Raw genomic sequence first — 18,777 nt, 5'->3', positions numbered from 1 at the left:
GTATATGAGCAACCGGACACCCAACCGCGTACGTTCCCGCACCTTTGACGTGCCTCCGACGCAGGGTGCCAACGCGCTCAGTTATGCCCCGGAGCCGATACCGGCGTCGAGGCTCGAATCCTCTTCGACGAAGCGACGCATCACGCTTTCGGTTGTGCCGTCGCTTTCGACGAAGCGCCGCATACCGCTCCTCGTCACGCTGCTCTTGATGATCCTTGCTTCGGCCGTGATCGTTCTTCTCCTCAACGTGTTCATTGCCAACGGCCAGTACACGATGGTCGGCCTCAAGGGCCAGGAACGCACGCTCTCGCAGGAGAACGAGGCGCTGCGCCAGGAAGCCCAGTACCTGGAGGCCCCGCAAGTGATTGCGGAGAAGGCTACCAAGCTCGGCATGGTCAAGCCCGGTACCCCGGCCGCGATCAACCTCGATACCGGCAAGGTCACCGGCAAGGCCACCGCGGCCGTGAAGCCGGAGAAGGGCACAAAGATCTCCGGTGTCCTGGCTACGCCGGTCACGCCCGAGGCCGATGTGCCGCAGGCAAAGGAAGTCAAGGCGGAGCCGAAGAAACCGGCGACCGGCGAGGAATCGGCCGCGACGACTGCGCAGACCCAGGAGAACCCGGTTCAGGCCGAGGAAGTTCCGTCCCCGGCCGCGAAGCAGCCTGTGGATTCCGGCACTCAAGGCCGCCCGTCGTTCACGCCCCAGCAGCTCAACGGCGGAACCATCCCGGCCCCGACCATGAAGACCGCCGGCCCGTAGCCAATTGCCCGGGGCGTTCGAGCCGCGCAAACGCACCACCAATCCTTTCGGTATGAGCTGAGGAAAGCATGTCAAAAAAATCCCCAACAAATACCGGAACGCCGCATCACAGGGTGCGCATCGTGCTGGTTTTCTCCATGGTTGCCTTGCTGGTGATCGGAGGCCGCCTGTTCTTCGTACAGTCCCTGAACGCCTCCGCCGTCGCGGCGACGGCGGTCAAGGAACGCACCCGGGAACAGGTGACGATCCCCAAGCGCGGTCAGATCATCGACTCCAAGGGCCGCATCCTGGCCACAAGCGTTGACCGTTACGACCTGGTTATCGACCAGCGCAAGGTCGAACCGGAGCGGACGATTGCCCGAAAGAAGCTTGACGGCAGCTCAGGCGGCGAGAAAGTCACGGTCGAGCAGGCCGTCAACGAGCTCGCGGAGATCCTGGGCCAGGATGTCGACGTCGTCCGAACCGCGGTCGTGGGCGCCCCCGGCGCCAAGCCGAACGCAAACTCGGTGGTCGCCAAGGGCGTCACCCCCGAGGTGCGCAACGCCGCGATGGAACTGCGGATCCGCACCCTCACCGGGCAGCTGCGCAGCGAACGGCTCTACCCCAACGGCGTGATCGCCGGCCCCTTGCTCGGATTCGTCAAGAACACCGATGACCAGACCGCGCTCGAAGGAGCCGAAGGCCTGGAGCTCAGCCAGGAGAAGCGCCTGAAGGGCACCCCCGGCAGCAAGACCTATGAGATCGGTGCCGACGGCGTCCGAATCCCGATGGCCGGCATGTCGGAGACTCCTGCAGTGGACGGACAGGACGTCGTGCTGACCGCCGACACCGACATCCAGTTCATCGCGCAGGAGGAAGCCCGGAAGAAGCAGCAGCAGTTCAATGCCGATTGGGTGGCTGTAACGGTCGAGGAACTGAAAACCGGGCGGATAATCGCCATCGGGGACTCGAACCAGCTCGACCCCAACGACCCGAGCGCCACCGAGGCAGAGTTCCGCACCTCCGCGGCCATCACCCAGGCCTTCGAGCCCGGTTCCACCGGCAAGGTCGCGACCTTTGCCGCCGCCTTTGAAGAGGGCGTCATCAAGGCGACCGACGCATTCAAGGTCGCCAATTCCTACCGGATCAACAATGAAGTCATCAACGACTCGTTGAAACACCCCACCTACGACATGACGGCCGCGGGCATCTTCGCACGCTCCTACAACACCGGAACCGTGATGGTGGGAAAGAAGCTGAGCAACGAAACCCGCTACAACTACATGAAGAAGCTCGGCATCGGCTCGCCCATCGACCTCGGGGTTTCCGGTGCCAGCAAGGGCATCCTGGCCCCGTGGCAGGACTGGGAACGCCGCCAGCAGTACGCCACCATGTTCGGCCAGGGCTACACGCAGACGGCGCTTCACACCTCGCAGATCTTCCAGGCCGTCGCCAACGGCGGGGTACTGATCGAACCGAAACTCATCGATTCCTACGTCAACGCCGACGGATCCGTGGAGAAGACCCCCGAGTCAAAGACCCGGCGCGTGTTCTCCGAAAAGACCAGCAAGGAGATGCTGCGATTGATGGAGACGGTCGTCCTTGAAGGCACGGGCACTAAGATGGGTGTGTCCGGCTATCGCGTGGGCGGAAAGTCAGGAACGGCGCAGGCCGCCGGGCCTTCCGGAAAATACGATGGCTACACCAGCTCGTTCGCGGGTGTGGCACCGTTGGACGACCCGCAGTTCGTAGTGACCGTCACCATGCACCGCCCCAAGGGCGACTGGAAGACATGGTCCGTTGGAGACACCTTCAGCGAAGTCATGAGCAAAACACTGAACGCCTACAACGTTCCGCCGAGCAATTCGAAGCCCAACGGGTACGACGTGTTCATCGGATCCGAACAAAAGAAATCTTGGTAATGCCTGAAGTCCTCACCCCCCGCGCGGCAGAACAGCTTCTGCGGCCGCACCGCAAATCGCCCACGGCACTGGGCGCCATGCTCGAATACCTCCACGAAACCGGCAGGGGAGCGAACATCATCGGGGACGGGCAGCAGCAGGTCACGGGCATCTGCCTGGATTCCCGCGCGGTGCTGCCAGGCGACCTCTACGTGGCCGCGCCGGGCGCCAAGTTCCACGGCGCCCAGTTCGCAGCGGCGGCGGCTGAAGCCGGCGCCGCCGCGATCCTCACCGACATGGAGGGCGAAGCCACGGCCTCCGCGCTCGGCCTGCCCATGGTGTTGGTCGAAGACGTGCGCGAAGTCGTCGGTGAACTCTCGGCACTCATCTACGGGACGGACGTGAACTGCCCGGAGCTCTTCGCGCTGACCGGGACCAACGGCAAGACCACCACCACCTACATGATCCGCTCCGTGCTTCGCGCCCTGGGCCGTGAAACCGGCCTGGTGGGAACCATCGAGATCGCGGCGGGCGATACTCCGATCCCCAGCATCCTCACGACCCCCGAGGCGCCGCAGCTGCACGGGCTGATGGCCCGCATGGGGGAAATGGGTGTCAACGCCGCCGCCATGGAAGTCTCCTCGCATTCGCTGTCCTACAAGCGCGTCGACGGCCTGCGCTTCGCCGTGGCGGGGTTCACCAACCTGACCCAGGACCACCTGGACCTGCACGGGTCCATGGAGGACTACTTCCAGACCAAGGCAGCGCTCTTCGACCTCGAACGCAGCGACCGCGCCGTGATCACCATCGACGACCCCTGGGGCGTCGCCATGGCCGAGCAGGCCACGGCCGCGGTGTGGACCCTGGCCTCGGACGCCGCAAACTCCGACGCCGACTGGATCATCACCAACATCGCCCCGTCGGGCCTGGGGCACAGCTTTGAACTCCACGGCCCCAAGTCGCAGGTGCTGCGCCTGAAAACGGGCCTGCCGGGGGACTTCAACGTCTCCAACGCGGCACTGGCCGTGCTCATGGTGTTGGCCTCCGGCGTGCCGTTGGCCGAGCTGCAGGCGGCGCTTGACGCCGCAAACCCGCTCACCGTCGAGGTGCCCGGGCGCATGCAGGTCATCGCCGAGCGACCGGCATCCATTGTTGATTTTGCCCACAACGCGGATGCCTTGGCCCGGGCCCTGGGCTCGGTCCGTTCACCGGTTCCCGGCTCCCGCGTCATCGTGGTCTTCGGGGCCACGGGGGAGCGCGACGCCACCAAGCGGCCGATCATGGGTGCCGTGGCCGCGACCCATGCCGATATCGTGATCGTCACTGACGACGACCCACACGGCGAGGAGGCCGCACCCATCCGTGAGGCGATTCTGGCCGGTGCGCGCGGGGAAATCGCCGCCAAGGGCCTGTCCAGCCAGACGCTCGAGGTCTTCCCGCGGGCCAAAGCGATTGCCGCCGCGGTTGCCATGGCGACCGAGGACGACACCATCTTGGTGGCCGGGCGCGGGCACGAGGTCTTCCAGGAAGTCATGGGCGTCAACCTGGAGCTCGACGACCGCGAAGAGCTTCGCCGTGCCCTGCTGCAGAACGGTTTCCGCCCGCTGGGCCAGGGCACCGATTCCGTTGATTCCCAGGACGAAGGGTAAAGTCCTACCTGTCATGATTGATCTTCTTTCCGCCGAAATCGCCGAAATCACGGGCGGGCGACTCACTTCCACGGCCTCTGCCGACCACCAGGTCCTCGGGGTCACCACCGACTCGCGAGAGTGCAACGAGGGCTGGCTCTTTGTGGCCAAGCCCGGCGAAGCCTCCGACGGCCACCACTTTGTGCAGGCCGCCATGGACCGCGGTGCGCTGCTGGCCCTGGCCGAGCGCGAAACGGTTGCACCCGACGGCTCGGTGCACCCGGCCGTCATCGTGCCCGACGCCGTCATCGCCATGGGCAAGATCGCTGCGGCCATCGTCGCCCGGCTCAAGGAACGCAACGGCCTGCGGGTCGTCGGCATCACCGGTTCCGCGGGCAAGACCACGACCAAGGACCTGCTCTCCGAGCTGCTGTCCACCGCGGGCCCCACGGTCGCACCCGTCGGTTCCTACAACGGCGAGGTCGGCGTTCCGCTGACCGTTTTCCGAGCCACCGAGGACACCAGGTTCCTCGTGGTGGAGATGGGCGCCACCGGCGTGGGCCACATCAACTACCTCACCGACATGGTCCACCCCGAGGTCGGGGTGGTGCTGGGCGTCGGTTCGGCACACGCGGGGGAATTCGGCGGTGTCGAGAACATCGCGATCGCCAAGGGCGAGATGGTCGAATCCCTGTCCGCCGACGGCCTTGCCGTGCTGAACCTCGACGACCCGCTGGTTGCCGCGATGGCCTCGCGCACGATCGCCCCGGTGCTGAACTTCGGCGTGCAGCGCAACGCCGACCCGGACGCCGCCGGCGTGTGGGCGCGGAACGCCGAAGTCGACGCCGACGGACACCCGGTCTTCACCCTGGTGCTGCGCGACGGCTCCGAGTTCCCTGTGCGATCGGGCCTGATCGGGCGCCACCACGTCACCAACATCCTTGCCGCCGCCGCGGTCGCCGAGTACCTCGGCGTCGAGGGCGCGCAGATCGCCGCAACGCTGCAGGGCCTGGGCCCGGCCAGCCGCTGGCGCATGGAACGCACCGAACGCGCCGACGGCGTGAGCATCATCAACGACGCCTACAACGCCAACCCGGACTCGATGCGCGCGGCCCTGGTCACGCTCGCCGAGCTGGGCCTGCCCAACGAGGCCGGCGTCGCACGCCGCACCTGGGCCGTGCTGGGCGAGATGCTCGAGCTCGGAAGCGACTCGATCCACGAGCACGACCTGCTGGGCCGCGCGGCGGTCCGCATGAACATCAAGAAGCTGCTGGTGGTGGGGCGCGGCGCCAAGGCCGCCTACAACTCGGCGGTGCTCGAGGGCAGCTGGGGCGACGAGGCGTACTTCGCCGAGGACGCCGACGCCGCCGCCGAGATCCTCAATGACAACCTGCTCCCGGGCGACATCGTGCTCTTCAAGTCGTCCAACGGTTCCGGACTGCGCCACCTGGGCGACCGGATCGCAGAAACCAACAACGGTGCCCGCACCGCGAAGGAGGGCTCGGAGCAGTGATTGCCCTAATCATGGGAGCCGGCATTTCCCTGGTCTTTACCATGGCCACCATGCCCGTATTCATCCGCCTGCTGACCAAGAAGCAGTACGGCCAGGTCGTCCGCGACGACGGGCCGACGAGCCACGCCGTGAAGTCGGGCACCCCGACCATGGGCGGCGTGATCATCGTGCTGGCCGTGATCCTGAGCTACTTCCTCACCCACGGCATCCTGACCCTCATGGGCCGGGCCACCTCCGGCGTGACGGCCAGCGGCCTGCTGGCGCTGCTGCTCTTCGCCGGCATGGGCCTGGTCGGCTTCCTTGACGACTTCATCAAGATCGCCAAGAAGCGCTCGCTGGGCCTGCGCGCCTGGGAAAAGATCGTGCTGCAGGCCGCCGTCGGCATCGCCTTCGCCGTGCTCGCGCTGAACTTCCCCAACGAGAACGGGCTCACGCCCGCGTCGACGGCGATCTCCTTCCTGCGCGACACCAACATCGACCTGGCCTTCGCCGGGCCGCTGGCGGGCCTGATCCTCTTCGTGCTCTGGTCCAACCTGATCGTCACCGGCACCACCAACGGCGTGAACCTCACCGACGGGCTCGACGGCCTGGCCGCCGGCGCCTCCATCATGGTGTTCGGCGCCTACACGCTGATCGGCATCTGGCAGAACAACCAGGCCTGCGGCCTGCCGGGGGCGGGCAACGTCTGCTACACCGTGCGCGACCCCATGGACCTGGCGCTGCTCGGCGCGATCCTCTGCGGCGCCCTGATTGGCTTCCTCTGGTGGAACGCCAAGCCCGCGAAGATCTTCATGGGCGACACCGGATCGCTGGCCATCGGCGGCGCCGTGGCCGCGTTCGCGATCCTCTCCCGCACGCAGCTGCTGCTGGTCGTGCTGGCCGGGCTGTTCGTGATGATCGCGCTGTCGGTCATCATCCAGGTCGGTTTCTTCAAGCTCTCCGGCGGCAAGCGCGTCTTCAAGATGGCGCCGCTGCAGCACCACTTCGAGCTCTCCGGCTGGGCCGAGGAGAACGTGGTGGTCCGCTTCTGGATCCTTGGCGGGCTCTTTGTCGCCGCGGGCATGGGCATCTTCTACTCCGAATGGGTCGTGGGACTGTGACAATGACCGATCTTGCCAAGCTGACCAGCTGGGAATCGGACTGGGCGGGGCTGCGCGTCGCCGTGGCCGGCCTGGGCCTGTCCGGCTTCTCCGCCGCCGACACGCTGATCGAGCTCGGTGCCCGCGTCGTCGTCGTCGACGGCGCCGACACCGAGGTCAACCGCTCGCGTGCCGACACCCTGAAGATCGTCGGCGCGACCGACGTGCTGCTGGGCGCCGCGCACACCGACACGCTTCCGCTGATCGACGGCGAACTCCCGCAGCTGGTCATCGCCTCGCCCGGGTGGAACCCGCGCCAGCCGATGCTCGCCGCGGCGGCCGAGGCCGGCATCGAGATCTGGGGCGACGTCGAGCTCGCCTGGCGCGTGCGCTCCAAGGAGGGCCGCAAGCTCGCCGAGTGGGTCGTCATCACCGGGACCAACGGCAAGACCACCACGGTGGGCATGACCGAGTCGATCTTCAAGGCCGCGGGCCTGCGCGCCATCGCCGCCGGCAACGTGGGAACCCCGATCCTGGATGCGATCCGCGACCCCGAGGGCTTCGACGTGATCGCCCTGGAGCTTTCCAGCTTCCAGCTCCACTTCACCCACACCATGTCCCCGCTGGCCTCCGTGGTGCTGAACATCGCCGAGGACCACGTGGACTGGCACGGAGGGTTCGAGAACTACAAGGCCGACAAGGCCAAGATCTACGAGCGCACCCGCGTCGCGGCGATCTACAACGCCGACGAGCGCGTGATCGAGGAAATGGTCGAAAATGCCGACGTCGTCGAGGGCTGCCGCGCCGTCGGCTTCACCACCGGCGTGCCGCAGCTGAGCATGGTCGGCGTGGTCGAGGACCTGCTGGTGGACCGCGCGTTCATCGAGGACCGCCGCAACTCGGCGGCCGAACTCGTGGCGCTGGACCAGATCGGCGAGGTCGTCCCGCGGCACACCGCCGCCAACGCCGCGGCGGCTGCCGCACTCGCCCGCGCCTACGGCGTGGAACCCGCGGCCGTCGCGCTGGGGCTGAGCGACTTCGACGCGGGGGACCACCGCATCCAGGCCGTGGCCCGCCGCGACGACGTGCTGTGGATCAACGATTCCAAGGCGACGAACCCGCACGCGGCCAGCGCCTCGCTGGGCGCCTTCGGCTCCGTGGTGTGGATCGCCGGCGGGCTTTCCAAGGGCGTCGAGTACAACGACCTCGTGAAGGCCCACGCCAAGCGGCTCAAGGCCGTGGTGGTGATCGGGACCGACACCGCGAAGCTCGTCGAGGCATTGGAACGACACGCACCGCAGGTGCCGGTGATCATGACCGCCGTGCGCGAAACTGGAGAAGAGGCAACCGGATCGGCCCACGGCTGGGCCGTGATGGCCGAGGCCGTTAACCAGGCCGCGGCCATTGCCGGGGCCGGCGACACGGTGCTCATGGCACCGGCGGCAGCCTCGATGGACCAGTTCTCCTCCTATGCACAGCGGGGCAACGCGTTTATCGACGCGGTCCGTGCACTCATGGGAGAAGACACCAAGTAGTAAGGAGCAGTCGTGAGCGGCAAAACACAGGCCCCGCGCGGCAAGGGCAGCACTGCCGGCAAGGCGGCCAAGCCCGGCCGGGGCCGTGAACCGCGCGGACTTGCCAAGTTGTTTTCGAGGATCGAAGACCCATCGCTGCGCGGTGCCCAGATCAACTACTACGTGGTCCTGGGCTGCACGCTGGCACTGACCCTGCTGGGCCTGATCATGGTGCTTTCCTCCTCCTCGGTGGAGGCGATCGCGCGGAACAAGTCGCCCTTCGACGACTTCAGGAAGCAGGCCCTGTGGGCCGTCCTGGGCCTGTTGTGCATGGCAATGCTGCAGCTGCTGCCGACCGAGAAGCTCAAGAAGCTGGCCTGGCCGGCGCTCGGTATCGCCACGGTGCTGCTGATCATGGTGCTTCTCTTCGGCGAGGAAATCTACGGCAACAAGAACTGGCTGATCATCGGGTCGTTCTCCGTGCAGCCCTCCGAATTCGCCAAGGCGACCATGGCGCTGTGGGGCGCGGCCGTCGTCGAACGCAAGGCGCACCTGATGGGCCAGTGGAAGCACGCGGTGGTTCCGCTCGTGGCGCCGTTCGGCGGATTCATGCTCCTACTGGTTATGATCGGCAAGGACCTGGGCACCGCCATGGTGCTGGCCCTGATCTTGGTGGTGGTGATGTTCGTCGGCGGGGCCCCCGCCAAGATCTTCGGCTACGGAGCGGCGGCGGCGGCCGTCGGCTTGGCCCTGGCGGTTGCCGTGGCGCCCACCCGACTGGGACGCGTCACCGCCTGGCTCTTCGGCTGCGGCGAGGCCCAGGACTACTGCTACCAGGCGCAGCAGGGAATCTACGCGTTGGCCTCCGGCGGCTGGCTGGGGGTGGGCCTGGGCCAATCGCGGCAGAAGTGGTCCCACATCCCCGAGGCGCAGAACGACTTCATCTTCGCCGTCCTCGGCGAGGAAATGGGCCTGCTCGGCACGCTCTTCGTGGTGCTGCTCTACACCATGCTCGCCGTGGCGATGTACCGCATCGCCGTGCGCTCCGAAACGATCTTCGGCCGGGCGGCCGTCAGCGGCATCATGGCCTGGATCGTCGGCCAGGCGTTCGTGAACATCGGCATGGTCATTGGCCTGCTGCCGGTCATCGGCGTCCCGCTGCCCTTCATTTCCTCGGGCGGCTCGGCTCTCCTCGCAACGTTCCTGGGCATCGGCGTCGTGCTGGCCTTCGCCCGCGAACAGCGCATGGGCAAGCAGGGGCGGGCGACCCCCGGCCTGCTCCAGGGGTACATGGCCAAGCTCCGCGGCGCCAAAGCCAACTAACCACACCGCTAGCGCGCACCACCGTTTCCCTGCGGCCCCACGGGTCCGTCACGGTGGAGCGGCGCCACAGCTTGAGAACCGAAAGTAGTACAGGCAAAACATGACTGAAGAATTGCGCGTGGTGATTGCCGGTGGCGGAACCGCCGGACACGTCTCCCCGATGATCGCGATCGCCGACGCCCTGCGCCGGATGGCGCCCGGCGCCCGGATCACCGCTGTCGGCACCGAGAGTGGCCTGGAGACCAGGCTGGTCCCGGAGTCCGGCTACGAGCTGCGCACCATCGCCAAGGTCCCGATGCCCCGGCGCCCGTCCATGGACCTGCTGAAGCTCCCCTTCCGCTTCTCCGCGGCCATCAAGGCGGCCGGCAGGATCCTCGACGACGCGAACGCACAGGCAGTGCTGGGCGTCGGCGGCTACGTCTGCACGCCCGTCTACCTGGCCGCCCGTAAGCGCAAGCTGCCGATCTTCGTCCACGAGGCCAACGCGCGCGCCGGCCTGGCAAACAAGGTCGGGGCACGCTACGCGCAGGGCGTCGGGGCGGCCTTCAGCGGCACCGGGCTTCCCGGCGCCAAGGTCGTCGGCATGCCGATGCGCGGCAACGTCGCCACCATGGACCGAGCAGCCCTGCGCGAGGGCGCCCGCGAGGCCCTCGGCCTGGCCCCCGGCGTCCCGGCACTGGTGGTGACCGGAGGCTCCTCCGGGGCCGCCTCGGTGAACGCCGCGATCGCCGGGAGCCTTCCCGCGCTGGCCGCGGCCGGGATCCAGGTCCTGCACATCACCGGGCGCGACAAGGTCGTCCTCGACGAGTCCGGCAACCCGCTGGCGGCCCCGGGCTACCGCCAGGTCGAATACGTCGACTCCATGGACCAGGCCTACGCCGCAGCGGACCTGATGGTTGCCCGCTCGGGCGCCGGAACGGTCTGCGAACTCGCCGTCGCGGGCACCCCCGCGGTGCTCGTCCCGCTGCCGATCGGCAACGGGGAGCAGCGGCTGAACGCCGCGGACCTTGTCGCCGCCGGCGGCGCGCTGCTGGTCGCCGATGCCGAGTTCACCCCGGAATACGTTGCCTCCACGGTGATCCCGCTGCTGCTGGACCAGGACGAACTGGAGCAGATGGGCAAGGCCGCCTCCAGCCAGGGGCGCAGCGATGCCGCCGAGGCCATGGCCGCAATGATTCTTGACTCACTGGGCCGCCAAACCCCTCCACGCACCGCCGTCATGGGAAGCTAGTCACATGCAGGAATTACATACTCTTGACCAACTCGGCAAAGTCCACCTCATGGGCATCGGCGGCGTGGGGGTCTCGGCCGTGGCCAGGCTCATGCTCGCCCGCGGACTGACGGTCTCCGGAACCGACGCCAAGGAACTTCCGGTGCTCGACGACCTCCGCGAGGCCGGGGCGCGCATCCACGTCGGCTACGCGGCCGAAAACCTGGGCGATGCCGACACCGTGGTGATCTCCTCGATCATCAAGGCCGGCAACCCGGAATACGACGAGGCCGTCGCCCGCGGCCTGCGGATCCTGCACCGCTCCCAGGGGCTTGCCGCGACCATGGAGGGCCACCACGTCATCACCGTGGCCGGCACCCACGGCAAGACCACGACCACCTCGCTGATCGCCTTCATGCTGCGCGAGGCCGGGATCTCCCCGACCTTTGCCATCGGCGCGAACATCGCCAGCCTGGGCTTCAACGCCGAGTACGGCGAGGGCAAGGTCTTTGTGGCCGAGGCCGACGAATCCGACGCCTCGTTCCTGAACTACCAGCCCGACGTCGTGGTGATCACCAACATCGAGGCCGACCACCTTGACCACTACGGCTCGGTCGAGGCCGTCCACGAGTCGTTCCACGCCTTCGCCTCGCTGCTGCCCGCCGACGGCTTGCTCATTTGCTGCGCCGACGACGAGGGCTCCCGCGCGCTGGCCGCCCGCATGCGGCGCGAGCGCCCGGACCTGCGCGTGCAGACGTACGGCTTCTCCGAGGACGCCGACCGTCGCCTGCTTGGCGCGCACCCGCGCGAGAACCGTTTTGCCTGCACCCTGGAATGGGGGAGCGGCCAGGAAGTCGACCTGGAACTCGCACTTCCGGGCAACCACAACCTGCTCAACGCCGCCGCAGCCTTCGCGGTGGGGCTGGACTGCGGGCTGGACCCGGAAGCCGCGGTCGAGGGCCTGGGTGCCTTCACGGGCGCCGCTCGGCGCTTCGACTTTCGCGGCGAGGCCGGCGGGGTGCGGGTCTACGACGACTACGCCCACCACCCGACCGAGGTCCTGGCGGCCCTGCGTGCAGCCCGCGCCGTGGCGGGAACCGGCGCAGTCCACGTGCTCTTCCAACCGCACCTGTTCAGCCGCACGAGGGAGTTCCACCGCGAGTTCGGCCAGGCGCTTTCGCTGGCCGACACCGCATACGTGCTGGAGATCTACCCCGCCCGGGAAACCCCGATCCCGGGCGTGACCAGCGAACTTGTCACCAAGGAGCTGGACACCGCCGGTGGCCTGGTTTCCATGGGCCAGGCCGCATCCGTGGTTGCCGCGTGCGCCAAGCCGGGCGACGTCGTCATGACGATCGGCGCCGGTGACGTCACCGAGCAAGGGAGCGCAATCCTGGCTGAATTGCGCGCGCGTCTGGGAAGCTGATGGCCGCCAAGCCCAAGCGTGCCGGCGCATCCAATGTCGTGGACCTGCCGCCCGATCCGCGGCTGCGTACGCGCAAGCGCTGGATCATCGGCACCTCGGTTGTCGCGGCCCTGATTGTTACGCTGGTGCTGGTCCTGAGTTTCTCTCCGATCCTGGCCATCAAGAACATCCAGGTCGAGGGAAACTCGCTGGTGAAGGAAAAGGAGCTCCAGCGTGCCCTGGAGCCCCTGCACGGGGTGCCGCTGGCGCGCGTGGGCACCGGCAAGGTCATGGAGCTGCTCGGCGGGCAACCGGCGGTCAAGGACGCAATCGTGCAGGCGGAGGTGCCCGACACCTTGCGAATCCAGATCATCGAACACCATCCGGTGGCGGTCCTGACCGAGGGCTCGAAGCGGTCGTTGGTGGGGTCCGAGGGGCAGGTCTTGGCGGTGCTGGGGGAGAAGGACAAGCCCAAGCTTCCCACCGTGAAGTCGAGCGCCGTGATTAAGAACCCCAAGGTGTTTTCGATGCTGACTCAAGTTCTTTCGGAACTACCGGATACACTATTGGCGACCGTGGATCACGCAACGGCCACGAGCAAGGACTTCATTGAGCTGAAGCTCAAGGACGGCACCTTGGTCATCTGGGGTAACGACCAGGAATCAACGCTGAAAATCAAGGTCCTTGAGGCGCTTTTAGGGGCGCCGAAGGACAAGGAGTCACCGATTAAGGTGTACGACATTTCCAGCCCGCAACACCCGGTGGCCCGGTAACGGTCCTCCAAACGTGTAAAACACAGAAAAATCAACGACTTTGGGGCGACACGCGGCCTTGGTCGTTGCATGTGCGAACCACGAACCATAGCGTTTTAACAGCGGTTGCTTGACATAACTATAACCTTCGAGTTGAGGGTTAACGTTGGTCCGGTTGAGCTTCCTCGGTCAGCAGCACATCGAACAAGGGAATCAGGACGTGGCAGCTCCACAGAACTACCTCGCCGTCATCAAGGTCGTCGGCATCGGCGGTGGTGGCGTCAACGCCGTCAACCGCATGATCGAAGTTGGCCTGCGAGGCGTCGAATTTATTGCAATCAACACCGATGCGCAGGCTCTGCTTATGAGTGATGCAGACGTCAAGCTCGACGTTGGACGCGAACTCACGCGTGGACTTGGCGCAGGCGCCAACCCCGATGTGGGACGCCAGGCGGCCGAAGACCACGGCGAGGAGATTGAAGAAGTACTCCGCGGAGCGGATATGGTCTTCGTGACCGCAGGCGAAGGCGGTGGCACCGGCACCGGTGGCGCACCGGTCATCGCCCGCATCGCCCGCGGCCTCGGCGCACTGACCATCGGTGTTGTCACCCGTCCGTTCACCTTCGAGGGTCGCCGCCGTGCGAACTCCGCGGAGGCCGGCATCGAAGCACTGCGCGACGAAGTCGACACCCTGATCGTGATCCCGAACGACCGTTTGCTATCGATCTCCGATCGCAACGTTTCGGTTCTTGACGCATTCCGCCAGGCCGACCAGGTGCTGCTTTCCGGCGTTCAGGGCATCACCGACCTGATCACCACCCCCGGCCTGATCAACCTTGACTTCGCCGACGTGAAGTCGGTCATGCAGGGTGCGGGTTCGGCCCTCATGGGCATCGGTTCGGCGCGCGGAGAGGACCGCGCCGTCAAGGCCGCGGAACTCGCCATCGCCTCGCCGCTGCTCGAGGCCTCCATCGACGGCGCCCACGGCGTTCTGCTCTCCATCCAGGGCGGATCGGACCTGGGCCTCTTCGAAATCAACGAAGCAGCCCGCCTGGTGCAGGAAGTTGCACACCCGGAGGCCAACATCATCTTCGGCGCCGTCATCGACGACGCCCTGGGTGACGAAGCCCGCGTCACCGTCATTGCCGCAGGCTTCGACCAGGTCGACGCGACCAGCGCACCGCAGGTGGCACTCCCGGCCCGCACCGTCCCGGCCGCACCTGCCGCGGCTCCGCAGGCTCCGTTCGTTGCACCGGCGCGCGAGGAAGCTCGCGCGGCAGTGGCAACGGTGGAGCCCGCATTCGAGGAACTCCCTGCCATCGTCGAGCCGGATCTTTCGGCGACCAACGATGACCTGGATGTCCCGGATTTCCTGAAGTAAACAAGCAAGTCACCTGATGGGGGAGTTGCCCGGCTCTATGTTGCGTTACCAATCCGCATTGGCTCCAAGCCTGCAAATTGCTTTCACTTCCATAGAACAGGGCAACCTCGCCCTCCACGTTCCGGATGACCGTGACGCCGTGCTGCTGCGGCGTCACGGTCTGGAACGAGGCCTGGGCCTGGGCGAAACACGTTTCACCTACATGGACCAGGTGCATTCGGCGGACGTCGTCTCGGTCGACGGGCCGCCGGCAGCCTCCGACATCGCCACCTGCGATGCGCTGGTGTCGCCAAGTGCGCTGGAGCCCCTGGCGGTCATGGTCGCCGACTGTGTTCCCGTCGTTTTCGCCGGCATCACCGGCTCGGGTGCGATCAGCGCCGTGGCCCATGCCGGACGCCGCGGACTCTTGGACGGAATCCTGTCCAACACGGTGGCGCGGATGGAATCCCATGGCGCCACAAGGCTCGAAGCGTGGATCGGACCGTCAATCTGCGGTTCCTGCTACGAAGTCCCGGCCCACATGGCCGAAGAATCCGAAAACCTGCGTCCCGGCATCACCTGTGCCACCCGCTGGGGCAGCACCGGCCTCGACCTGCCGGGCGAGGCCCGACGTGAGCTCGAATTGCTCGGCGTCAGCGTGACGGCAAGCGGCGTTTGCACTCTCGAGAACGAGGACTACTTCTCCTATCGGCGGGACCCGGACACCGGCCGATTGGCCGGCCTGGTCTGGTCCGGCAAGTAGGCAGTCCCGCACGATCCGGCTCCTCGACGATTGCCCGAAGCCAACCCGGGATTGCCGAAGCGGCGAAAGCCACATTGCGACACACCGACGCGAAGTCTCCGATGTACTCGGGCCCCGCCGAATGGTGCGGTAGCGTCGAATTAGCGGAGAGACTTGCGGCCGGCAAAACCGACCGCGCACGACTAAAAGGAGAAGACCATGGCTGGCGCACTGCGCAAGACAATGATCTACCTCGGACTCGCCGAAGGCGACGAGAACTTCGAGACGGAGCAGCGCGATATCGAGGCGCGTGAAGAAGTGCGCGTAGTTGAGCCTCTTCACGAGGAGCCGGTTGCCGTCCAGCCTGCTCCGACGGCACCTGTCGCACCGCGACCTGTCATTGAAAACGAATACCGGGCTCCGGTAACACCCATCAAGCGCGCGCCTTCAGCTCGGGACGAGGACGATTCATTGCGTCAGATCACCACGGTTCACCCACGTTCATACAACGATGCAAAAATCATTGGCGAGAACTTCCGTGACGGCATCCCTGTCATCATGAATGTCACGGACATGGGTGAAGCCGATGCCAAGAGACTGGTGGATTTCTCCGCCGGGCTGGTTTTCGCGCTGCACGGAAGCATCGAGCGTGTCACCAACAAGGTGTTCCTGCTCTCGCCTTCCACCGTTGAGGTCCTGGGCGAGGACAAGAAACAGTCCGAAGACCAAGCTACGTTCTTCAACCAGAGCTAGCGGCAAGGTTCGTATAAAACGTGGAGCTTATCTTCGCACTGCTCTATATGGTGCTCACCGTGTTGCAAGTCATGCTCTTGTTGCGCATCGTGCTTGACATCACCGAATCCTTTGCCCGGTCATGGCGCCCTCGCGGGCTTGCCCTGGTCGCGGTATCCATGATCGCCCGGACCACGGATCCACCCATGCGTTGGCTGCGCTCCCGCGTCAAGCCGCTCGATATCGGGGGAATCCGCCTGGATCTGGCGTTCATAATTTTGTTCCTTGTTGTTATTTTCCTGAAACTGGCTGTCGGTTCTTTGGGCCGAATGGCAGCCGTGGGTTAATGCTTCAATAGAAGCCGAAGTAGGCCGCGACCAGTGGTAACTGATGAATATTCCTGCCGGAATGTTCGTTAAATTTAGTCATTAGTGGTTCAGTCGTTATAGTGTTGACGCATTAGGCACAACGACTGCACCGGTTAGCGTGTCAATAAACGGGTAAGTGTACTCGGGCCGCACATCAGCGGTTCGGGGAGAGAACCAAGTATCGAGGTGACCAGATGGCTCTCACGCCAGAAGATGTAGTCAACAAACGATTTCAGCCAACTAAGTTCCGAGAAGGCTACGATCAGGATGAAGTTGACGATTTCCTAGACGAGATCGTTGTCGAACTACGTCGTCTGACGCAGGAGAACGATGAACTGCGTCGCCGCCTGAGCGAAGCCGGCGTTGCCGACGGAGACCTGGCTGTGCCGGCTCCCGTTGCAGCGGCGCCCGCCGCCAAGGTAGCTGAAGCCGACAAGGCCAAGGCGAAGGAAGCCGAAGCCAAGAAGGAAGAAACCCGCGCTGCGGAGGCCCCGAAGGCCGCCGAACCGGCAAAGGTTGTGGCAGCAGCTCCTGCCGCTTCGGCAACAACCGCCGAATCCGCCGCTGGCGTTCTCGCCATGGCGCAGCGCCTGCACGACGAATACGTGTCCGCCGGTGTTGAGCAGCGTGACAAGATCATTGCCGAGGCACAGGTCGAGGCCAACAGCCTTGTATCCGACGCCGAGGAGAAGAGCCGCAAGACGCTTTCCGCCCTGGAGCAGCAGAAGACTGTTCTCGAGCGCAAGGTTGAACAGCTGCGTGGCTTCGAGCGTGACTACCGTGCACGCCTGAAGACCTACATCGAGGGTCAGCTGCGCGACCTCGAGGCCAAGGGCTCCATGGATTCCCCGGAATCCAAGGACAACGGCTAATCTGCCAATCCCTGCCTCACATATTGATGGCTTAAGATTGTTGGCGGTCGGGATATCCCGACCGCCAACAATGCGTTAAAGGACATAATGGAAAACAGTTCCGTACCACCAGCGCCACAGGATTCAACGGCATCCGGAATCCTTGGTGGGCCCAAGAGGCAGTTGATACTGCTGACCACCTCACTGGCAGTGATTGCCCTGGTATTGGATCAGGTCACCAAACGCATTGTTGAAAACAACATGTACGTGGGCCAAGTGATTGACGTCTTCCCGCCGCTGCTGCGTTGGTACTTCATTCGCAACTCGGGTGCCGCCTTCTCCATGGGGGAGAGCGTGACCTGGATTTTCACCATCATCCAGGCTGCGGTACTCGTGTATGTGGCGGTGTTCCTCGTGCGCAAGATCGGTTCCCTGCGGTGGGCGTTGGCCCTGGGTGGCCTGATGGGTGGCGTTGCCGGAAACCTGACGGACCGGCTCTTCCGGCCACCGTCCTTCGGCCACGGCCATGTCGTGGATTTCATCGCCCTGCCAAACTTTGCGATCTTCAATGTCGCCGACATGTTCATCGTCTGTTCCATGATCGGCATTTGCCTGCTCCTTTTCATGGGCAAGGAAGTCGACGGCAAGCAGGTCGAGCACGCCAAGAAGACGAAGCGTCCCAACACGGCCGAACCCGAAGCGCAGGGTAACGAATGAGCGAGGGGCGGGAAGAAGCCTTCCTGGTCGAACCCGACGATGCAAAAATCCGCTTGGACGCGTTCCTCGCGGAACGGCTGGGAGTTTCGCGTTCGCAAGCCGCGCTGCTCTGCGCCGAGGGCAACGTGAAGGCCGGTGGCAAGGTCGTTGGCAAATCGCGCAAGACCATCGCCGGCGAACAGATCGACGTTTACCTCCCGGTTCGGCCGGACCCACTAGAAATCAGGGTAGAACTCGTGGAAGACCTCAAGATCATTGCCGATGACGAAGACTACGTTGTCATCGACAAGCCCGTCGGCGTTGCCGCACACCCTTCCCCGGGATGGGTCGGCCCCACCGTCGTGGGCGCCTTGATTGCTGCCGGCTACCGGATTTCCACGTCCGGATCCGCCGAGCGCCAGGGCATCGTGCACCGACTGGATGTCGGGACGAGCGGCCTGATGGTCGTGGCGAAAACCGAGCGGGCCTACACGGCGCTGAAGCGTGCTTTCAAGGAACGCACCCCCAAGAAGATCTACCACGCGGTGGTCCAGGGGTTGCCCGAACCGCTGCAGGGCACGATCGATGCCCCGCTGGGCCGCCACCCGGGCCACGACTGGAAGTTCGCCGTACTTGAAGACGGCCGCGATTCCGTCACGCACTACAAGGTCCTTGAAGCCTTCGGCCGGGCCTCGCTCGTTGAGGTGACACTCGAAACGGGCCGGACCCACCAAATCCGCGTGCACTTCAGCGCGTTCCGCCATCCTTGTGTCGGAGACCAGACCTATGGTGCCGACCCCAAGCTGGCCGCGGGCCTCGGACTGACCCGCCAGTGGCTGCACGCGCAAACGCTCGGCTTCTTTCACCCGGTTTCGGGTGAATGGGTCGAGTACACCAGCGACTACCCGGTGGACCTGAACAACGCGCTCGAGATGCTGCGCGACGGCGAATTCTAGGTTGTTTT

At 65.3% G+C, this 18,777-nt stretch carries 17 protein-coding genes; all 17 read left to right on the top strand.

Annotation, left to right across the window (positions count from 1 at the left end):
- Positions 1 to 4: 4 nt before the first annotated feature.
- Positions 5 to 760 (top strand): hypothetical protein, encoded by a 756-nt coding sequence (locus tag ACFY5D_RS04915; RefSeq protein ID WP_387525813.1) that lies wholly within the window; start codon positions 5 to 7, stop codon positions 758 to 760.
- Positions 761 to 828: 68 nt separating this feature from the next.
- On the top strand, positions 829 to 2,661 hold the full coding sequence (locus ACFY5D_RS04910; protein ID WP_387525810.1) for a peptidoglycan D,D-transpeptidase FtsI family protein: 1,833 nt from the start codon (positions 829 to 831) through the stop codon (positions 2,659 to 2,661).
- A complete protein-coding gene (locus ACFY5D_RS04905; RefSeq protein ID WP_387525807.1) occupies positions 2,661 to 4,289 on the top strand; it encodes a UDP-N-acetylmuramoyl-L-alanyl-D-glutamate--2,6-diaminopimelate ligase in 1,629 nt (542 codons plus the stop codon). Before ACFY5D_RS04910 ends, ACFY5D_RS04905 begins: the two co-directional genes overlap by 1 nt.
- A gap of 13 nt (positions 4,290 to 4,302) precedes the next feature.
- Positions 4,303 to 5,781, top strand: a complete 1,479-nt coding sequence (gene murF / locus ACFY5D_RS04900; RefSeq protein ID WP_387525805.1) for a UDP-N-acetylmuramoyl-tripeptide--D-alanyl-D-alanine ligase — start codon at positions 4,303 to 4,305, stop codon at positions 5,779 to 5,781.
- Positions 5,778 to 6,881 carry a phospho-N-acetylmuramoyl-pentapeptide-transferase gene (gene mraY / locus ACFY5D_RS04895; protein ID WP_387525802.1) on the top strand — a complete coding sequence of 368 codons (1,104 nt, stop codon included), beginning with the start codon at positions 5,778 to 5,780 and terminating at the stop codon, positions 6,879 to 6,881. The genes murF and mraY overlap by 4 nt, the downstream gene beginning before the upstream one ends.
- A gap of 2 nt (positions 6,882 to 6,883) precedes the next feature.
- Positions 6,884 to 8,395 (top strand): UDP-N-acetylmuramoyl-L-alanine--D-glutamate ligase, encoded by a 1,512-nt coding sequence (gene murD / locus ACFY5D_RS04890; RefSeq protein WP_387525799.1) that lies wholly within the window; start codon positions 6,884 to 6,886, stop codon positions 8,393 to 8,395.
- A gap of 12 nt (positions 8,396 to 8,407) precedes the next feature.
- The gene (gene ftsW / locus ACFY5D_RS04885) at positions 8,408 to 9,697 is read left to right on the top strand and encodes a putative lipid II flippase FtsW (protein WP_387525796.1); all 1,290 of its coding nucleotides are present in this window, start codon (positions 8,408 to 8,410) and stop codon (positions 9,695 to 9,697) included.
- Between the two features lie 100 nt (positions 9,698 to 9,797).
- Complete coding sequence (gene murG, locus ACFY5D_RS04880) at positions 9,798 to 10,928, top strand: undecaprenyldiphospho-muramoylpentapeptide beta-N-acetylglucosaminyltransferase (RefSeq protein WP_387525793.1); 1,131 nt, start codon at positions 9,798 to 9,800, stop codon at positions 10,926 to 10,928.
- 4 nt (positions 10,929 to 10,932) lie between these two features.
- A complete protein-coding gene (gene murC, locus ACFY5D_RS04875; RefSeq protein ID WP_387525790.1) occupies positions 10,933 to 12,333 on the top strand; it encodes a UDP-N-acetylmuramate--L-alanine ligase in 1,401 nt (466 codons plus the stop codon).
- Complete coding sequence (locus tag ACFY5D_RS04870) at positions 12,333 to 13,085, top strand: cell division protein FtsQ/DivIB (protein ID WP_387525787.1); 753 nt, start codon at positions 12,333 to 12,335, stop codon at positions 13,083 to 13,085. The genes murC and ACFY5D_RS04870 overlap by 1 nt, the downstream gene beginning before the upstream one ends.
- Before the next feature lie 199 nt (positions 13,086 to 13,284).
- A complete protein-coding gene (ftsZ, locus tag ACFY5D_RS04865; protein ID WP_387525785.1) occupies positions 13,285 to 14,445 on the top strand; it encodes a cell division protein FtsZ in 1,161 nt (386 codons plus the stop codon).
- Positions 14,446 to 14,482: 37 nt separating this feature from the next.
- On the top strand, positions 14,483 to 15,187 hold the full coding sequence (locus ACFY5D_RS04860; RefSeq protein ID WP_387525782.1) for a polyphenol oxidase family protein: 705 nt from the start codon (positions 14,483 to 14,485) through the stop codon (positions 15,185 to 15,187).
- 198 nt (positions 15,188 to 15,385) lie between these two features.
- Positions 15,386 to 15,919, top strand: coding sequence for a cell division protein SepF (locus tag ACFY5D_RS04855; protein WP_387525779.1), 534 nt, complete (start codon positions 15,386 to 15,388; stop codon positions 15,917 to 15,919).
- A gap of 20 nt (positions 15,920 to 15,939) precedes the next feature.
- Entirely contained in the window at positions 15,940 to 16,245 is a 306-nt protein-coding gene (locus tag ACFY5D_RS04850) for a YggT family protein (protein ID WP_387525777.1), read from the top strand.
- Between the two features lie 215 nt (positions 16,246 to 16,460).
- Positions 16,461 to 17,138: a DivIVA domain-containing protein gene (locus ACFY5D_RS04845; protein ID WP_387525775.1), complete on the top strand. Its 678-nt coding sequence runs from the start codon at positions 16,461 to 16,463 to the stop codon at positions 17,136 to 17,138.
- Positions 17,139 to 17,225: 87 nt separating this feature from the next.
- Positions 17,226 to 17,834, top strand: a complete 609-nt coding sequence (gene lspA, locus ACFY5D_RS04840) for a signal peptidase II (protein ID WP_387525772.1) — start codon at positions 17,226 to 17,228, stop codon at positions 17,832 to 17,834.
- Positions 17,831 to 18,769, top strand: a complete 939-nt coding sequence (locus tag ACFY5D_RS04835) for an RluA family pseudouridine synthase (protein WP_387525770.1) — start codon at positions 17,831 to 17,833, stop codon at positions 18,767 to 18,769. The genes lspA and ACFY5D_RS04835 overlap by 4 nt, the downstream gene beginning before the upstream one ends.
- The last annotated feature ends 8 nt before the right edge of the window (positions 18,770 to 18,777 follow it).

The sequence above is a fragment of the Paeniglutamicibacter sp. NPDC012692 genome, assembly GCF_042901625.1.
Classification (GTDB): domain Bacteria; phylum Actinomycetota; class Actinomycetes; order Actinomycetales; family Micrococcaceae; genus Paeniglutamicibacter.
Note: the sequence above shows the minus strand (reverse complement) of the source record. Positions and strands in the feature narration are given on the sequence as shown.